16 protein-coding genes are annotated in these 14,920 nt (G+C 73.1%); 11 read left to right on the top strand and 5 right to left on the bottom strand.

Annotated features, from left to right (window positions below):
• Window positions 1-140: 140 nt before the first annotated feature.
• The gene (locus ACIG36_RS12735) at window positions 141-872 is read left to right on the top strand and encodes an IclR family transcriptional regulator (RefSeq protein ID WP_399926003.1); all 732 of its coding nucleotides are present in this window, start codon (window positions 141-143) and stop codon (window positions 870-872) included.
• A 30-nt stretch (window positions 873-902) separates the two neighbouring features.
• Here the strand turns inward: ACIG36_RS12735 and ACIG36_RS12740 are convergent, their stop codons facing one another.
• Window positions 903-1,796 (bottom strand): class I SAM-dependent methyltransferase, encoded by an 894-nt coding sequence (locus tag ACIG36_RS12740; RefSeq protein WP_399926005.1) that lies wholly within the window; start codon window positions 1,794-1,796, stop codon window positions 903-905.
• Entirely contained in the window at window positions 1,793-3,082 is a 1,290-nt protein-coding gene (locus ACIG36_RS12745; RefSeq protein WP_399926007.1) for an aspartate aminotransferase family protein, read from the bottom strand. The genes ACIG36_RS12740 and ACIG36_RS12745 overlap by 4 nt, the downstream gene beginning before the upstream one ends.
• 198 nt (window positions 3,083-3,280) lie before the next feature.
• Between ACIG36_RS12745 and ACIG36_RS12750 the strand changes: the two genes are divergently transcribed.
• The 8 genes from ACIG36_RS12750 (at window position 3,281) to ACIG36_RS12785 (ending at window position 10,163) form a co-directional block, all read left to right on the top strand.
• A complete protein-coding gene (locus tag ACIG36_RS12750; RefSeq protein WP_399926009.1) occupies window positions 3,281-4,333 on the top strand; it encodes a hypothetical protein in 1,053 nt (350 codons plus the stop codon).
• Window positions 4,330-4,917 (top strand): hypothetical protein, encoded by a 588-nt coding sequence (locus ACIG36_RS12755; RefSeq protein WP_399926011.1) that lies wholly within the window; start codon window positions 4,330-4,332, stop codon window positions 4,915-4,917. The genes ACIG36_RS12750 and ACIG36_RS12755 overlap by 4 nt, the downstream gene beginning before the upstream one ends.
• On the top strand, window positions 4,907-5,959 hold the full coding sequence (locus tag ACIG36_RS12760; RefSeq protein WP_399926013.1) for an ATP-binding cassette domain-containing protein: 1,053 nt from the start codon (window positions 4,907-4,909) through the stop codon (window positions 5,957-5,959). Before ACIG36_RS12755 ends, ACIG36_RS12760 begins: the two co-directional genes overlap by 11 nt.
• Window positions 5,952-6,734 (top strand): ABC transporter permease, encoded by a 783-nt coding sequence (locus ACIG36_RS12765; RefSeq protein ID WP_399926015.1) that lies wholly within the window; start codon window positions 5,952-5,954, stop codon window positions 6,732-6,734. The genes ACIG36_RS12760 and ACIG36_RS12765 overlap by 8 nt, the downstream gene beginning before the upstream one ends.
• 73 nt (window positions 6,735-6,807) lie before the next feature.
• Complete coding sequence (locus ACIG36_RS12770) at window positions 6,808-7,464, top strand: HAD family hydrolase (RefSeq protein ID WP_399926017.1); 657 nt, start codon at window positions 6,808-6,810, stop codon at window positions 7,462-7,464.
• 37 nt (window positions 7,465-7,501) lie between these two features.
• Window positions 7,502-8,671, top strand: coding sequence for an acyl-CoA dehydrogenase family protein (locus ACIG36_RS12775; RefSeq protein ID WP_399926018.1), 1,170 nt, complete (start codon window positions 7,502-7,504; stop codon window positions 8,669-8,671).
• Window positions 8,672-8,706: 35 nt separating this feature from the next.
• Complete coding sequence (locus ACIG36_RS12780) at window positions 8,707-9,150, top strand: type II toxin-antitoxin system RatA family toxin (RefSeq protein WP_399926020.1); 444 nt, start codon at window positions 8,707-8,709, stop codon at window positions 9,148-9,150.
• Window positions 9,147-10,163: an NAD-dependent epimerase/dehydratase family protein gene (locus ACIG36_RS12785; RefSeq protein WP_399926022.1), complete on the top strand. Its 1,017-nt coding sequence runs from the start codon at window positions 9,147-9,149 to the stop codon at window positions 10,161-10,163. Before ACIG36_RS12780 ends, ACIG36_RS12785 begins: the two co-directional genes overlap by 4 nt.
• Before the next feature lie 12 nt (window positions 10,164-10,175).
• Here ACIG36_RS12785 and ACIG36_RS12790 read toward each other — a convergent pair whose 3' ends face one another.
• Together ACIG36_RS12790 and ACIG36_RS12795 are read right to left on the bottom strand one after the other, a co-directional pair.
• The gene (locus tag ACIG36_RS12790; protein ID WP_399926024.1) at window positions 10,176-11,132 is read right to left on the bottom strand and encodes a hypothetical protein; all 957 of its coding nucleotides are present in this window, start codon (window positions 11,130-11,132) and stop codon (window positions 10,176-10,178) included.
• Between the two features lie 173 nt (window positions 11,133-11,305).
• Window positions 11,306-12,028, bottom strand: coding sequence for an SDR family NAD(P)-dependent oxidoreductase (locus tag ACIG36_RS12795; protein ID WP_399926025.1), 723 nt, complete (start codon window positions 12,026-12,028; stop codon window positions 11,306-11,308).
• A gap of 133 nt (window positions 12,029-12,161) precedes the next feature.
• Between ACIG36_RS12795 and ACIG36_RS12800 the strand changes: the two genes are divergently transcribed.
• Window positions 12,162-12,734 (top strand): hypothetical protein, encoded by a 573-nt coding sequence (locus ACIG36_RS12800; RefSeq protein WP_399926027.1) that lies wholly within the window; start codon window positions 12,162-12,164, stop codon window positions 12,732-12,734.
• On the top strand, window positions 12,731-13,723 hold the full coding sequence (locus tag ACIG36_RS12805; protein ID WP_399926029.1) for a phosphotransferase: 993 nt from the start codon (window positions 12,731-12,733) through the stop codon (window positions 13,721-13,723). The genes ACIG36_RS12800 and ACIG36_RS12805 overlap by 4 nt, the downstream gene beginning before the upstream one ends.
• 4 nt (window positions 13,724-13,727) lie before the next feature.
• On the opposite strand, the gene ACIG36_RS12810 is transcribed toward ACIG36_RS12805, so the two are convergent.
• A complete protein-coding gene (locus tag ACIG36_RS12810; RefSeq protein WP_399926031.1) occupies window positions 13,728-14,918 on the bottom strand; it encodes a hypothetical protein in 1,191 nt (396 codons plus the stop codon).
• Window positions 14,919-14,920: the final 2 nt, after the last annotated feature.

Genomic DNA, 14,920 nt, shown 5'->3' on the forward strand with positions numbered 1-14,920 from the left:
GACCGCCGCAGGGCGGTCGGCACGCCGTCGGCGGCTGCGTGCGGAAATGGCCGGATGCCTACGCAACCACCCGTTCCTCCCGCCCCCGCACTGCTAGAGTCTCGGGCTCCGTTCCCGCCGAGTTCTCGGAGGAGACGCCTTTGTCCGGTCAGATGCGGTCATCTCGCTCCATGCTCGCCCGCGGCCTGAGCGTTCTGCGCTGTTTCCGGGCGGGCGAACCGGAAATCCCGCTCTCGGAAATAGCGCGCAGGGCGGACATGCCCAAGGCCACCGCTCACCGGATCATCGCCGAACTCCTCGAGGAAGGCATGCTGGAACGCGGCGAGAAGGGGCTCAGGCTCGGCGTCGCCCTTTTCGTCCTCGGCGCCCGAGCGCCCCGCCAGCTCAAGCTCCGCGATCTCGCCTTCCCCTACGCGGAAAAGCTGCATCACCTCACCCAGGCAAGCGCGTTCGTCTTCATTTCCGACGCGTTCGGACCCGACGCCGCCATGGTCGACGCGGTACGCCGCGCGCACGACGCCGGCACCGGGCCCGGTGCCGAGGAGGAGACCCGGGCGTCGGCCCTCGCCGCGACCAGGCTCTTCCACGCGTACGGCGCGCGTACGGCCCTCCCGCCCCCGGGCGCCCGGTCGGCCGACGGGGAACCGGCCCGGGTCCTGGACCGGGGATTCGTGGTCGTGCGCGGCGCGACCGGAGCCGTCGGGATCGCGGCGCCCGTGCTGACGGCGGTCGGCACGGCCGTGGGGGCGCTGGCCGTCGCGGGCCCGCACGGACGGCTGCAACCGGCGAAGGCCGCCTCGCACCTGCGGGCCGCGTGCGCCGCCGTCTCGCGTGCCCTGCAGCGGACACCCGAGCCGGTGCCGGCCCGGTGATCCGCCGTCCGGCGAGCCCCGGCCCCCGCGTCAGGCCCGCCCCTTCCGCCGGGCCGTGAACAGGACCGGCAGCAGCCGCCCCGCCAGGTACTCGTCGCGGGCCGCGGTGAGGGTGCGCCGGATGAGGTCCACCGACTCGGGCCCGTAGATGGCGGCGACGCTGCCCCGGAAGATCCGTACGACCTTGAGCCGGTCGGCGAGCAGCGCGACGGCCCACTCGGCGAGGTCGCGCCGCGTCACGTCGGCGAAGCCCGCGCGGTCGAGCTGGCGCAGGCGTTCGGCGAGGGGGGTGGTGAAGAAGACGTCGTGCGGATGGATCGCGCGGAACGCCCGCGACGGGCCCTCCTCGCCGGGCGTCAGGCTCACCTCCTCCGTGAGGACGAGCAGCCCGCCGGGGCGCAGCAGCCGCCCCGCCTCGCGGACGACCTCGCCCGGCTCGGGGAAGTGCGGCATCGATCCGGTCACCACCACGACGTCGAGCGAGGCGTCGGGGAGGGGGACGGCGGTGGCGGAGGCGCAGATCTCCGTCATCGCGTCGCGCCCCTGCGCGCGGCTGATGCGGCGGCTGACCGCGCAGTGCTCGGCGACGAGGTCGACGCCGTACGCGCGCCGGACGACGGTTCCGTGCGCGGCGAGCCGGTCCACCGTGTACCGCAGCGCCCCGCCGAAGCCGCTGCCCAGTTCGCACAGGTCCACGGGGGCGTCGCGTGCGGCGGCATCGGCGGCGACGGCGTCGGCGACCAGGTCGCAGCCCTGCGGGCCGAAGTGGCCCATCTGGTCGAGCCCGAGCAGGCCGCTGGGTCCCTCCTCGCCGGTGAACTCGACGATGGACCGCTCCGTGCGCTCCCAGTCGTGCAGCGCGGGGAACAGCTGTCGGTGGTAGCGGTACTGGACGCCGCGCTGGCCGTCCGGCAGCGCGGTCATCGCCGCGCCTCCGGCTCCGTGGGGCGGAATTCGTCGGGCACGGCGGCGCAGACGGCGTCCAGTGTGGCCAGGGCCTCCTCGGTCTCCTCGTCGGTGGCGACCAGCGGCGGCAGCAGCCGGATCACCTCCGGCCGCCCCAGGCACGGGGAGACCACGAGTCCCCGCCGCCCCAGCTCCATCAGGACCTCTCCGGCCACGGCGGGGGTGGCGAACTCCACGCCCCACAGCAGTCCCCGGCCGCGGACCTCCGCGATCAGGGCGGGGTGGCGGCGGGCGAGGCGGGTCAGTCCGGCGGCGAGCAGCCGACCCACGTGCTCACCGCGGGGGGCGAGTTCCTCCACGGCCTCGAGCGCCGCGAGGCCGGCCGCGGCGCCCAGCGGGTGTCCGGAGAAGGTGGTGGTGTGCACGAACGGGTCGGCGGCCAGCGGCGCGTACAGCTCCTCGGTGGCCACCACGGCGGACACCGGCTGCACTCCGCCGCCCAGCGCCTTGCCGAGCAGGACGGCGTCGGGCCGCAGCCCCTCGTCCGTGCTGACCAGGCGCGGCCCGCATCTGCGCAGGCCGGTCTGGATCTCGTCGGCGATCATGAAGGCGCCGTGCTCGCGCGCGGCGCGCGCCAGCGCCCGCAGGAACCCGGGCTCCAACGGCCGTACCCCGCCCTCCCCCTGGACGGGCTCGACGAGGACGGCGGCCACGTCGCCGCCGGCGAAGGCGCCGGGCACCGCGGAGGCGTCGGCCGCGATGTGGGTCACGCCGCCCAGCAGCGGGCCGAGCGACTGGCGGTAGCGCGCGCTCCAGGTCGCGGCGAGCGCGCCGAGGGACTTGCCGTGGTAGGCGCCCTCGACGGCGAGGACCCGGGTGCGGCCCGTGGCGAGGCGGGCCAGCTTGAGGGCCGCCTCGACGGCGTCGGAGCCGTTCAGCCCCAGCCACACCTTCGTCAGCCGCTCCGGGTCGGCGTAAGCAGCCAGCGCCGAGGCGAGCCGGGCGGTCGTGCGGTTGCCCAGGACGCGGGTGGACACCGGCATCGCGTCCAGCTCCTCGCGTACGGCCGCGAGGACGGCGGGGTGGCGCTGCCCGAGCAGGGTGACGGCGTAGCTGCCGAAGTCGAGGGCCCGGCGGCCGTCGGAGAGCCGCACGCGGGCTCCCTCGCCGATGGCCTCGATGGCGCCGGAGCCGTTCATGCCGTAGACGAGGGCCAGTTGGGGCGAGAGGTGTCTGCGGATCGCGTCGAGCGCGCCCCGGGCGGTCCCGTCCCTGGCGGTCCCGTGCCTGGCGGTCGCGGTCATCGAGGACGTCCTCTCCGTCGACGGTAAGAGGAGTTGTAACCTCCCGTCCACGCCGCCGAAAAGTCGCGTTCCGGCTGCCGGAACGTTCGTTGATCCGGGCCGGGGCGCTTGGCAAGCTGCGCAGGGTGCCGGGGACGCCGTCCCCGAAGGGAGCCCGTCGCAGCGTCGCCACCGTCGTCGGAAGGTGCACCGTCTGTCATGGAAACCACGTCAGCCCGCGCCGCCGCACCGTCCGCGTTCCCGGATCCCGGGCTCCTGGAGAAGCGCCTCGACGTGTTCCTGGAACAGCGCGGGATGGGCAGGGACGCGGTGCTGGGCGAGACCGACCAGGGCCTGGGCACCCCGGCGCTCGCGGTCGCCGCCGGATCGGTGCTCGCCGGCTTCGGCAACCACCGCAGCGATCTCGACCTGCTCGTCCTCGTGGAGAACGACCGGCTCAACCGGTTTCCCATCCAGTCCCACGAGCACGGCACGCTGATCGACGTCAACATCCGCCGGGCGAGCGACGTCCGCGACAGTACGGCCGGGCTGACGGCCGGGCCGTGGCCCCGGTTCGCGACGGTCACCGAGGAGGCCTGGAACCACCGGCGCCGGGCCCTCAACACCGCGAGCAGGCTGGCGCTGGGGCTGCCGCTCGTCGCCTCGCCGCCGTGGGACGCCTGGCACGCGGGGCTGCGCCGCCCGTGGCTCGCGGGCGCGGTGGAGCAGTGGTGGACGGTGGAGGCGCACCGGCTCGCGCAGGCCGCCCGCTGGCTGCTGGGCGCCAGACCCATGGCGGCGGCCGTCCGCGCGCGGGAGGCCGTGGTCGCCGCGCTCAACGCCCGTGCGGCGGCGGGCGGGGAGCTGTACTTCACGCACAAGTGGGTGGGAGAGAAGCTCAAGGCCCTCGGCGACGCCGAGGGCCTGGCCCTGCTGCGCGACGTCCTGGCGCCCCCGCTCGCACCCCGCGAACGGGTGCCGCACTGCCTCGGCCTGGTCGAGCGGCTCGCCGGCCCCGCCGCGCCCCTGCACGCGGTGCTGCGCTGGGCCCCCGGCGTCGGCACGACGGTCCTCGACGACCGCACGGTCGTCGACCGCTGGCAGCTGCGCGCCCTGGAGGTCCTCCGCCGGGACCTGCCGCCCGGGGACAGCAACACCGTCATCTGGTCGGGCCCCGCCGGAACCACTCCCCCGGACGACGTCCTGCCCCTGTTCGTCCACGACATGGTGTGGCTCGGTGTCGCCCACCCCGACCCGGAGGTGTCCGCTTGACGAGCCCCGGCACGCCCGAGACCACGCCTACGACCACTCCCGCGGCCCGCCCGGCCGATCCGGCGGCGGCCGGTACGGCCCTGCCCGGCCTGCGGCGGCTGCTGGCCTTCCGCGCCCATGGGGCGGCCCGTCTCCTGCTCGGGTGCCGGGCGCGCCTGGAGGACGCCGAGGGCGCCGTCGCCGCGGGGCAGACCGAGGTCGCCGTGCTCATGGCGTACGACCTGGTGCAGCTCTCCCTGTCCGTGCGCGGCCTGCGCACCGAGGGCGAACTGGCCTATCTGGGCGACCAGGCGGGCTTCGACCCCTTCGCCGGGGTTCCGGCCGAGGAGGTCGAGGCGGGGCTGGCCCTCGCGGCGGAGGGCCGTGACGCGGTGGGCCCGCGCGGCGAGGAGTGGCTGGAACGGCTGCGCGGCCATCTGCGGGACACCGAGGCGCTGCTGGGATACGGCGAGCCGCTGCCCGACGTGCGCTCCGCGAGCGGCCTGATGAAGGGGTTCAAGCTGGCCCGCACCTGGCAGCCGCACCTGCAGCGCGTCGGCCTCCCCGACCTCCTGCCGTCCGCCTGGACGCGCCGTGCCGACTGATCCGGGGCGCGGACCCGTCGGTTCCGGCCGGCCGCCGGCCCTGACCCTGCGCGGGGTCGGCAAGCGGTACGGCGCCACGACAGCCCTCGAGGACGTCGGCCTCGACATCGCCGAAGGCGGGATCACAGGCCTGCTGGGGCACAACGGCGCGGGAAAGACGACCCTGATGTCCCTCGTGGCCGGGCTCCTGCGGCCGGACGCGGGAGAGATCGAGGTGCTGGGCGTCTCCGTGGCCCGCGACCCGCGCCGGGCCCGCCGCGGACTCGGCCTGGCCCCCCAGGAACTGGGCGTCTACCCGCCGCTGAGCGTGCGGCAGAACCTGCGGTTCTTCGCCGAGCTGGCCGGGCTGCGCGGCCGGGAGGTCCGGCGGCGGACCGAGGAGGTCGCCGAACCGCTGGGGCTGACCGGACTGCTCGACCGCCGCGTGTCCCACCTCTCCGGCGGCGAACAGCGGCGCGTGCACACCGCGATGGCCCTGCTCCACCGGCCGCGGCTGCTCCTGCTGGACGAGCCCACCGCGGGCGTGGACGTGGAGACCCGGGCCCGGCTCATCGCGTTCGTCCGGGACCTGGCCGCCGCCGGAACGGCCGTCTGCTACTCCACGCACTACCTCGCCGAGGTCGAGGCGCTCGACGCGAGCGTGGCCGTGCTCGACCACGGCCGCATGATCGCGCGCGGCACGCTCAAGGAGCTGGTGCGCCGCCACGGGGACGGCGCCGTCGAGCTCACCTTCTCCGGCAGCCCGCCCGAGCTGCGCCTGCCCTGGCCCGTGAGCCGCGACGGCCACGTCCTGAACGTCCGCGTCGAGCAGCCGCACCTGGCGGCGCCCGAGGTGCTGGCCGCGCTGGGCGAGCACGCGCGGCGCCTGGTGAATTTGCGGGTGGTGCAGCCCAGCCTGGAGAGCGTCTTCCTGCGCCTGGCGGGACGGCGCTACGCCGACGGGCCGGACGGCACCGGCGACAGCTCCGGGCCGGGGCACCCGTCCGACGGGCCGGACGCCTCGCCCGGCAAGCAGTCCGTCGAGGCGGGGCGCCATGGGTGACGGGGCACTGGGGCGGATCGGCGCGCTGGTCCGTCAGGACCTCAGACTCCTGCGGCGCGACCTCGCGCCGCTGATCATCCGTACGGTCATGCCGCTGCTCATCATGGGCTTCATGCAGCCGCTGTTCCGCGCGGCGCTGCGCGCCGACGACGTGCGCGACGCCAACGGCGCCGAACAGGGCGTGCCCGGCATGGCGGTGATGTTCCTGTTCTTCCTCGTCACCGTCGTCGGCTTCTCGATGTTCCGCGAGCACGGCTGGAACACCTGGGACCGGCTGCGGGCGGGACCGTCGCGGCCGTTCGAGCTGGTGGCCGGCCGGCTCGTGGTGCCGCTGGCGGTCGCGGTGCTCCAGCTCGCCGTGGTCTTCGCGGCGGGCGGGCTGCTGTTCGGGCTGCGGGTGCGCGGCTCGTACCTCGCGCTCGTCGTCGTGGGCGTGCCGCTGGCGCTGTGCGTGGTGATGTTCGGCATGGCGCTGGTGTCGCTGTGCCGTACCGTCTCCCAGCTCGCCGTCTTCTCCAACCTCGCCGCGCTGCTCTTCGCCGGGCTGGGCGGCGCGCTGACGCCGCAGTCGGCGCTGCCGGACTGGGCGCGGCCGCTCGCTCCGGGCGTGCCCAGCTACTGGGCGATGCGGGGCTTCTCCACCGTCGTCCTCGACGGCGGCGGGGTGGGCGCGGTGCTGCTTCCGGCCGGCCTGCTGTGCGCCTTCGCGGCGGGTCTGACCGTCGTGACCCTGCTCTTCTTCCGTACCGGTCACCGCAAGATCTCCTGGTCCTGAAACCGGTTCCCGCAACCGGTTCCTGCAACTGGTTCCTGAAACTGGTCCTGAAATGGTTCTGAAAGGGGCAGCCATGGCCGCCGTCGTGGTCTTCGACTGCTTCGACACGCTCGTGACGTCCCGGCGCCCGTTGCCGGGCCCCGAGGAGTTCACCGCCTGCCTCACCGAGGTGCTGGCGCTGGACGAGCGGTGCGCGGGCGAGGTCGTCCGCACGGTCTTCGGCGCGGTGTACGCGGCGATGGCGGACAGGTCTGCGCTGCAGCCGGCCACCCTCGGCCTGCTGGACGCGGCCCTGCGGGAGCGGGGCGCGCCGCGGGAGGGGCCCGACCTGGACCGGGCGCTGTGGCAGGCGCTCGGCTGCGCGGACGCGGACATGTACGCGCTGTGCGAGCCGGTCGCGGACGCGATGCGCCGGGTCGCCGATGCCGGGCACACCGTCCGGCTGATGTCCAACTGCTATCTGCCGGGGCACCTGATGCGCAGGCTCCTGGACGGGCTGAAGGTTCCGCAGGTGTACGAGCGGGCGCTGTTCACCGCGGACGGCGGGCCGAAGAAGCCCGATCCGCGCGCGTTCCGCCTGATCGGTGCGGGTGACTTCGCGCGGCGGGTCATGGTCGGCGATTCGGAGGCGGACGACATCGCGCCGGCCGCCGCACTGGGCTGGGACACGGTGCGCGTCGATCCAGCCGACCCGGATCCGGCGGAACTCCTGTCCCTGCTCGAGCCATGAGGACGCGGTGGACGGGCCACGCGGTGAGAGGAGACGCATGACGACGGCCGGCAACGACGGGGGCGGGCGGGACGGTGAGGCCGGGGCCCCGCACCGGGCCCTGCTGGACGCCGGCTGGAGCACGGCCTGGCGGCCCTCCCCGGCGCGCGAGGGCGTCACGGGCGCCGACCGCATCCGCGAGCTCGCCGCGAGCGGCTACGCGGCGCTGCCGATCCCCGCGGAGTTCGGCGGCGGGGGCGCGAGCCTGGTGGACGTCGCCTCGGCGCAGCGCGCGCTGGGCACGGCCGACCCGTCGGCGGCCGTCGCCCTGAACATGCACGCCTTCACCGTGGGGCTCATGGCCGACTACTGGAAGCGGCACCGGGACACCAGCTGGATGCTGCTGGAGGGCATCGCCCGATCCGGCGCCCTGGTCGCGTCCGCGTTCGCCGAGCCGGGCGGCAGCCCCAACTTCATGAGCAGCCGTTCCGAGGCCGTCGAGACCGGCAAGGGCTACCGCGTGTCGGGGGTGAAGTACCCGTGCTCGCTGGCCACCACGGCCACCCTGGTGTGCCTGACGGCCCGCGTCGCGGGCACGGGCGAGACGATCCTCGCCCTGTGCCCCAGCTCGTCCCCCGGTCTCACCGTCGAGGGGGAATGGCCCTCGCTCGGCATGACGGACTCCGACACGGCCAGGCTGGTCCTGCGCGACGTGGAGCTGGACGACCGGCTCGTCTTCCACCGCGGCCCCGCCGACGTCATCGACGACAACGTGATCTCCGGCATGGCGTGGTTCGCCGTGCTGCTGACCGCCACGTACCACGGGGTCCTCAGCGGGCTGCTGGACGTGGCCTACCGCGGGGCGACCGAGGCGGGCGCGTTCGGGCCGAGGACCGCCCTGCTCGGCCGCGCCACGCGGGAGCTGCTGACGCTCGGCGGCGCCTGCCGCCAGCTGGGCGCGGACGTGGAATCCGGCGCGATCGCCGGGCGGGCGGCGCTGGCCGCGGCGGTGGGCCTGCGGGCCTCGCTCAGCGACACGCGCGACCGCGTCCTGTCCGCCGTCACCCCGGTCGTCGGCAGCCGCCTCTACGGGCGCGGGCAGCCGGCCGCCGGCCTCCTGGTCGACTCGCTCGCCGTCCACCACCATCCGCCGTCGCTGCTGGCCTGCGACGAGGCGGTCGGCGCGTTCTGCACGGGACGTGAGATCAGCTTCGACCCGGCCGGCTGAGCCGCCGGGCCCCCACGGACTGAGGAGAGACAGCCATGCCCCACGTCGAGGTCAATCTGCCGATCGACGCCCCGGTGGCCGACGCCTGGCGGGCCGTCACCCGGCTGGAGGACTACGCCGCGTACATGGAGAACGTCGAGTCGGTGACCGTGCTGGGACAGTCGGAGTCCGGCGCGCGCGTCAGCGAGTGGTCGGTGCTGCTCAAGGGCTCCGTGCTGGAGTGGGTGGAGGAGGACGAGCTCGACGAGGCGACCCGCACCATGACGTTCACCCAGGTCTCCGGCGACCTCGACGAGTTCACCGGCTACTGGCGGGTCGAGGACGCCGGGGACGGCACCTCGGTGGTCACCTTCTCGGTCGACTTCGAGATCGGCATCCCGCTCCTGGCCGACATGCTCAACCCGGTGGCCACCAAGGCGCTGCGCGAGAACTCCGAGCACATGCTGCGGGCGATCGAGCGGCGGATCACGGTCTCGTGACGGCGCCAGCCCGCATCCTGGTGACCGGCGCCACCGGCGCCGTGGGCAGCGCCGTCCTGCGCGCGCTGGACGCGGCGGGCCACCGGGCGTACGGGGTGAGCCGCCGCGGCGGCCCGGGGGCGCGGCAGTTCGCGTGGCGGATCGGGCGGCAGGAGCCGCCCCGTGAGCTGCGCGGCCCGTGGACGGCGGCGGTGCACTGCGCCGCCGACACCCGCTGGGGCCTCCCCGTGGAGCGTGCCGAGGAGGCGAACGTCGCCCCGCTGCGCGCCCTGCTGTCCCTCATCGGCCCGGAGACCCACCTCGTCCACCTGTCGTCGTCGTACGTCACGGGCCTGGAGGGCTCCGTCGCCTCGGACGCGCCGGACGCCTACCGCAACTCCTACGAGTGGTCGAAGGCCGCGGCCGAACGGCTGCTGCACACCGAGCGCGACAGCGTGGACATCGTGCGCTTCCCCATCGTGATGGGGGCCAGGGCCGACGGCCGCCTGGACCGCTACAGCGGCTTCTTCTGGCTGCCCGCGTCGCTGTGCAGCGGCGCCGTGCCGGCGCTGGTGGCGCACGAGAAGGGGCTGATGGACATGGTCAGCACCGACGACGTGGCCGAGCACGTCGCACGGCTGGTCGCGGACGGCCCTCCGGCGGGCAGACGGCTGTCGGTCCTGGGCCGCGGCGACCGGGCCCAGCGGGTCGACGAGGTCTTCGACACCGTCCTGGACGCCCTCAACTCCTGGCGGTCCGAACACGGCGTGCCACCGCTGGACCCGCTGCCCTATGTGACGCCCGACCAGTGGAACCGCTTCTATCTGCCGTTCGCCGAGGAGTACCTGGACCGCACGCAGCTGCTGCGGGTCACCGCCTTCCGGGCGTACCAGGGCTATCTGTCGGTCACCGAGCCGTTCGAGGTCACGGAACGGGTGGCGGACACCACGCGGGTGCTGTACCAGTCGATCCGCGGCTGGGCCGACGCCCACGGGACGTCGGCCCGCCGGATCCCCCGGCCGTGGAGCGCCTGACCGCAGCGGTCCTCACGCCGGGCGGATCCGGGCGTCGAGGTACTCGGCGAGCCGGTCGACCTGCCGGCGGACGTCGCGGAATGCGTACCGGAAGCGGAAGGTCGGCAGAGCTGTCAGTGCGGCGCGTGTGCGCCTGCGGCTGCCGGGGGCGGGTTCGTGACCGAAGATGTTGAGGTGCTTGTTCGGCAGCGCGAGGACGCCCTTCTCCAGCAGGCCGGCGCGGGCGGACAGCGGTACCGGAGCCAGTTCGGCCTCCGCCGGATCGTCGGCGAGGCTCAGGTGGACGACCGCGTCGACCTTCACCGACTGTCCGATCTTCGTGTTCAGGAGGTCCGCGTATTCCCACGGGTAGATCAGGGCCGTCCCGTGCTTCTCGATTCCCGCGTCCCGCAGGCTCAGCAAGGTCTCGTTGGCGGGGTGCGACAGGGAGGAGCGGATGGCCTGTGCGCGGTCCCGGCCGAACAGCAGGTCCAGGGTGTCCAGCCGTACCGAGATGGACCGGGGCCAGCCGGCTCCGACGACGGTTTCCCCGTCGGGATCCACCGTCAGGCTCACGTCGTCGTTGCAGACCATGACGCCGGACCCGTTGAGCACGCCGGCCGTGATGAACGAGGTCTTGCCCGCCCGGCTTCCGCCGATGAGGGCCACACCGAGTCCGTTCAATTCGATGAGCCCGGCGTGGAGGAACAGCACCCCTTGCCGGCTCGCCTCCGAGCGGTGAATCGCCCGGGTGGCCCGCAGGAGGGACTGAGTGACCCATGCGTCGCCCTCTGGCGCGAGATGGAAGAGTTTCCTCGCGGAATGATCGACCGCGTACTCCACGGCCACTTCGCCCTGCGCGGTGACGGATTCGCGCTCAGCGTGATCAGGGGGCACGGTGCCGGCAATGACCTCCCACGCGCCAGGACCGGAGGAGCCCGGTTCGACGGCCATATAGGGCGCCGAGAGGCGGTGGAGCTGTTCCGCCACGTTCCGCGTGCACTCAAGGCCGGTACTGGCGAAATGCGAACGAACGATGTATCGATGCGCCGAGCCGCTCGAATCCATTGTCCCGGATCACCCCCGTGTCTGTTGTGGTCGGACAGGTGATATCCCGTGCAGATGCTAGTTCGACCGGTGGGGCCGCGAAAGGGGGCGTCACGTCACGCCGTTCCTCTCTCCGTCCCGTGCGGATCTCCCACGAACGGTCCCCGGGTGTCCCATCCCAGTTCGTCGAGCCGGCGGAAGAATCGGCCGTTGGATTGCCCGGCGGGCAGCTCCAGCAGCCTGACCAGGTCGGCCGCCGCGGGCCCGGCGTCGTCCGGGGCGAATTCCGTGCCCATCTCGGTGCGGATCCACCCCGGGCAGTAGGAGAAGGCGGACAGGTCGCCGGGAGCCGCCTCGAAATGGCGCGCCACCGCGAGGACCATGGAGTTGACCGCCAGCTTCGACGAGCGATAGGCGAACGACGCCCCGTCGGCGTCCTGGAGGCGCCCCATTCCGGACGAGACACAGACGATCCGGCCCGATGCCCGCGCGATCATTCCGGGCGCGAATCCGAGAACGCAGCGCGCGGCGCCGAAGAGATTGACCTCGAAGGTGTCCCTCAGGTCGTCGAGGGAGAGCGCGAAAAGATCGCCGTATCCCCTCCGGGGGTCGTCGAGGTAGACGCCGGCGTTGTTGACGAGCACCTCGACGTCATCGGAGGCGAACAAGCCGTCCGTGAGCGGCTTTCGGACGTCGACGACCCGGTAGTCGTCGAGAGCGTCGTTCCGCGGCGACGCGGCCAGGCCGACCCCCAGCACGCGGTATCCGGCCGTCTTGAGCGAGCGGCAGATATGCACCCCGAGGCCGCGGGAAACCCCGGTCACCAAAGCACTCGGCATATCGGCGAGAGTAGCGGATGCGGCGCTCCCCGCCGGTTAGAATCCACTCACACGGTTCTCTTACGCCGACTTGTCGACCGCCGCCGGAATGCGGGCCGGTTGATGACACCAGGACGGACGAGGGGAGACGCACATGCGCCGACATCGGTTGTTCGTCACGGGAGCGAGCGGATCGGGAACCACGACGCTGGGCCGCACGCTGGCGTCCCTGCACGCGGTACCCCACGCGGACGTCGACGACTACCTCTGGCTGCCGACCTCCCCGCCCTACACCCACAAGCGTCCCGTCGAGGAACGTCTCGCCCTGATGCACGCGGTGTTCGTGCCGGGTGACTCCTGGATCCTCTCCGGATCGCTGAGGAGCTGGGGTGACAGCGTCATCGAGAAGGTGGACGGCGTCGTGTTCCTCACCCTCGACCCACGCACCCGCATGGGCCGCCTGATGAGCCGTCAGGTCGTCAGGTACGGCGACACCATCGAGCGGGGCGGGATCAATGAGGTGACTCACCACGACTTCCTGGACTGGGCGCGGGACTACGACAACACCCCGCTCGCGGGTGGCCGACGGGAGAAGGACGAGCGCTGGCTGGCGCGGCTCTCCTGCCCGGTCCTGCGGCTGAACAGTGCCGAACCGGTCGCCCGGCTGGTCGCCGAGGTGACCGACTGGCTCGGCAGCGAGGTGACCGCGGGCGACCGCCGGCCATGAGCGGCCCCGTACGGCTCGGGCTGCCGGAGATCGTCGAGACCGTCACGGCCGGGAACGCGGAGGCTCTCGAGGGCCGGGGCGTCAACGCGTCCTACCGGGTCACCGACGGGGACCGCGTCCTGTCCGTGAAGATCCACTGCGCGGACCGGTCCTCCGGCCTCGAGTTCCGGCGCATCCTGCGCGTCGACACTGCGCTGCGCGGGACGGCCTGGTACCCCCCGGTGATCGGCATGGGGTTCCACCCCGCGGAGCGTCCCCGCCTGGTGGTGGTCCGGCCGTTCGCGCCCGGGGCCCCGTCGGACAACGCACGGCAGCACATCGTCCGGATCGGCGGCGTTCTCGGCGACCTGGCCGCCCGTGCGGTCGGTGTGGAGGTCACGGACGATCTGATCGGGGACTACGCGTCGCCATGGCTGTCCTCCGGGGAACGTGAGCGCGCACTCGCGGACCGGATCCTGACCGGCGCGTGGGAAGACCTCGCGCGGGCGATGGACGACCACGTCGAAGACCTCGGGAACAGTGCCGCGCGATTGACGCGTGCGGACGGCACCCCCGTGATCCACCACGGTGACCTGCACGGCCGGAACCTGATCCTCGACCGGTCCCGGGCGCTGACCGTGATCGACTGGGACGAGGCCGGATTCTCCCGCCGCCCGGCCGACGCGGCCAAGGCGCTGTGGCTCTCGTGCCGCCGCGCACGCGGTGACTTCGTGCTGGACCCGGGGGCGGTCGCCCGCTTCCTCGAGCTCGTGCACGCGCGCCTGCGCGTTCCGTACGCCGACGCCGGCGACCTGGCGAGGCTCGGGGCGATCTGGTTCCTGCCGAGGTACGGCCATGTGGCGCTGCTCGGGCAGCGCGACGCGAGCCTGGTCCCGTGGTACCTCGGCTGGGTCTCCCGATTCTGGTCGCGGTTCCGGCGGAACCTGGACCTGCTCACCAGGACGGCGGCGGCACTCGAACGGAACGCGGGCAGCGGCGGCTACCGATAGGCGGTCATCCCCGCACGGCGTCCCGGAAATCGTCCGCCAGCTTCGCCACATCGGCCGAACTTCCCAAGGAACACCGCAGCACGGGCAGTTCCGCGATGTGCGCCAGGAAGCTGTCGAGGGACGGTGGTGCGAGATGCCGGCGGACGGGGACCTGCAGCCAGTCCTCGCCGAACAGGTTGTCGTCGAGGGAGAAGCAATTCCTCCCGATCACTTCGGCGGCGTATTCACGCGTTGCCGGTTCCAGGAAGTAATCCGCGTCCCGGTCGATCCGGGGCAGGATCACTCCGGCGAGCGTCGCGTTCGGTACGACGCGGACGCCGAGGTAGCGGTTGACCTCCCGGGAACTCAGCTTCAGCTTGTCCTCGCCGTGGAACCGGTCCCAGTCGGAGCCCGGTTGCGGAAAGCCCGCGCGCACGGACCATGCCGCGAAGTCGGTGACGCCCATGACGTCGAGCGACCCTTTGTTGATGGCGAGCGGGAGCGGACAGGCCGTGGCCCGGTAGTTCCCGTCCCGACGGTCGAGGTGCATGCGGTCGTTGCCCATCCAGCCGGACGCGGGCAGCAGCCGGGCCAGCGCGATGGCCGTCGTGGACTTGCCCGCGCCCGAGTCGCCGATCACCAGATAGGCGCCGTCGTCGAAGACGAACGCCGAGGAGTGCAGGACCAGCGACCCCTCGGCCTTGGCGACCCTCGTGGCCACGTCGCGGACGATGCGGGTGAGCCAGCGGACGCCCAGCACGGACGGGGGGCGCACGATGGTGATGCGGCGCTCGGTGCGTACCAGGGCGGCCACTTCGTCGGAGTTGACGTCGATGAGCGTGAACACCGTGTAGCTGTCGCCGTCGAATCGCGGCAGCCGGTAGTCGCGGGTGAGTTCGTACTCACCCCTGGTGGTGGTCCCGGCCACCGCCTCGAGCAGGTCGTGGATGTCGGCGGGGTCGCGGGCCAGGTCGACGATCGTCAGGTCCGGTTCACGCCCGTTCTCGTACTCGCCCTCGTTCCCGTGCTCGTGCTCGCGCTCGCGCTCGCGGGAGGTGTCGGAGACGCCCAGCATCCCCGAGGGCCAGAACGTTTCCGACACCAGCGCGTCGGATTCCGCCGAAGCCGTGACGATCTTCAGCAGGAGATCCCGGACGTTCAGATACCGGGTGGTCGCCCCGTCGGGGTCGCCGGCTACGAGGTGGCTGACATTCATCG

Source organism: Streptomyces sp. NPDC053048 (assembly GCF_044547045.1).
In the GTDB taxonomy this organism is placed as follows: Bacteria; Actinomycetota; Actinomycetes; order Streptomycetales; family Streptomycetaceae; genus Streptomyces.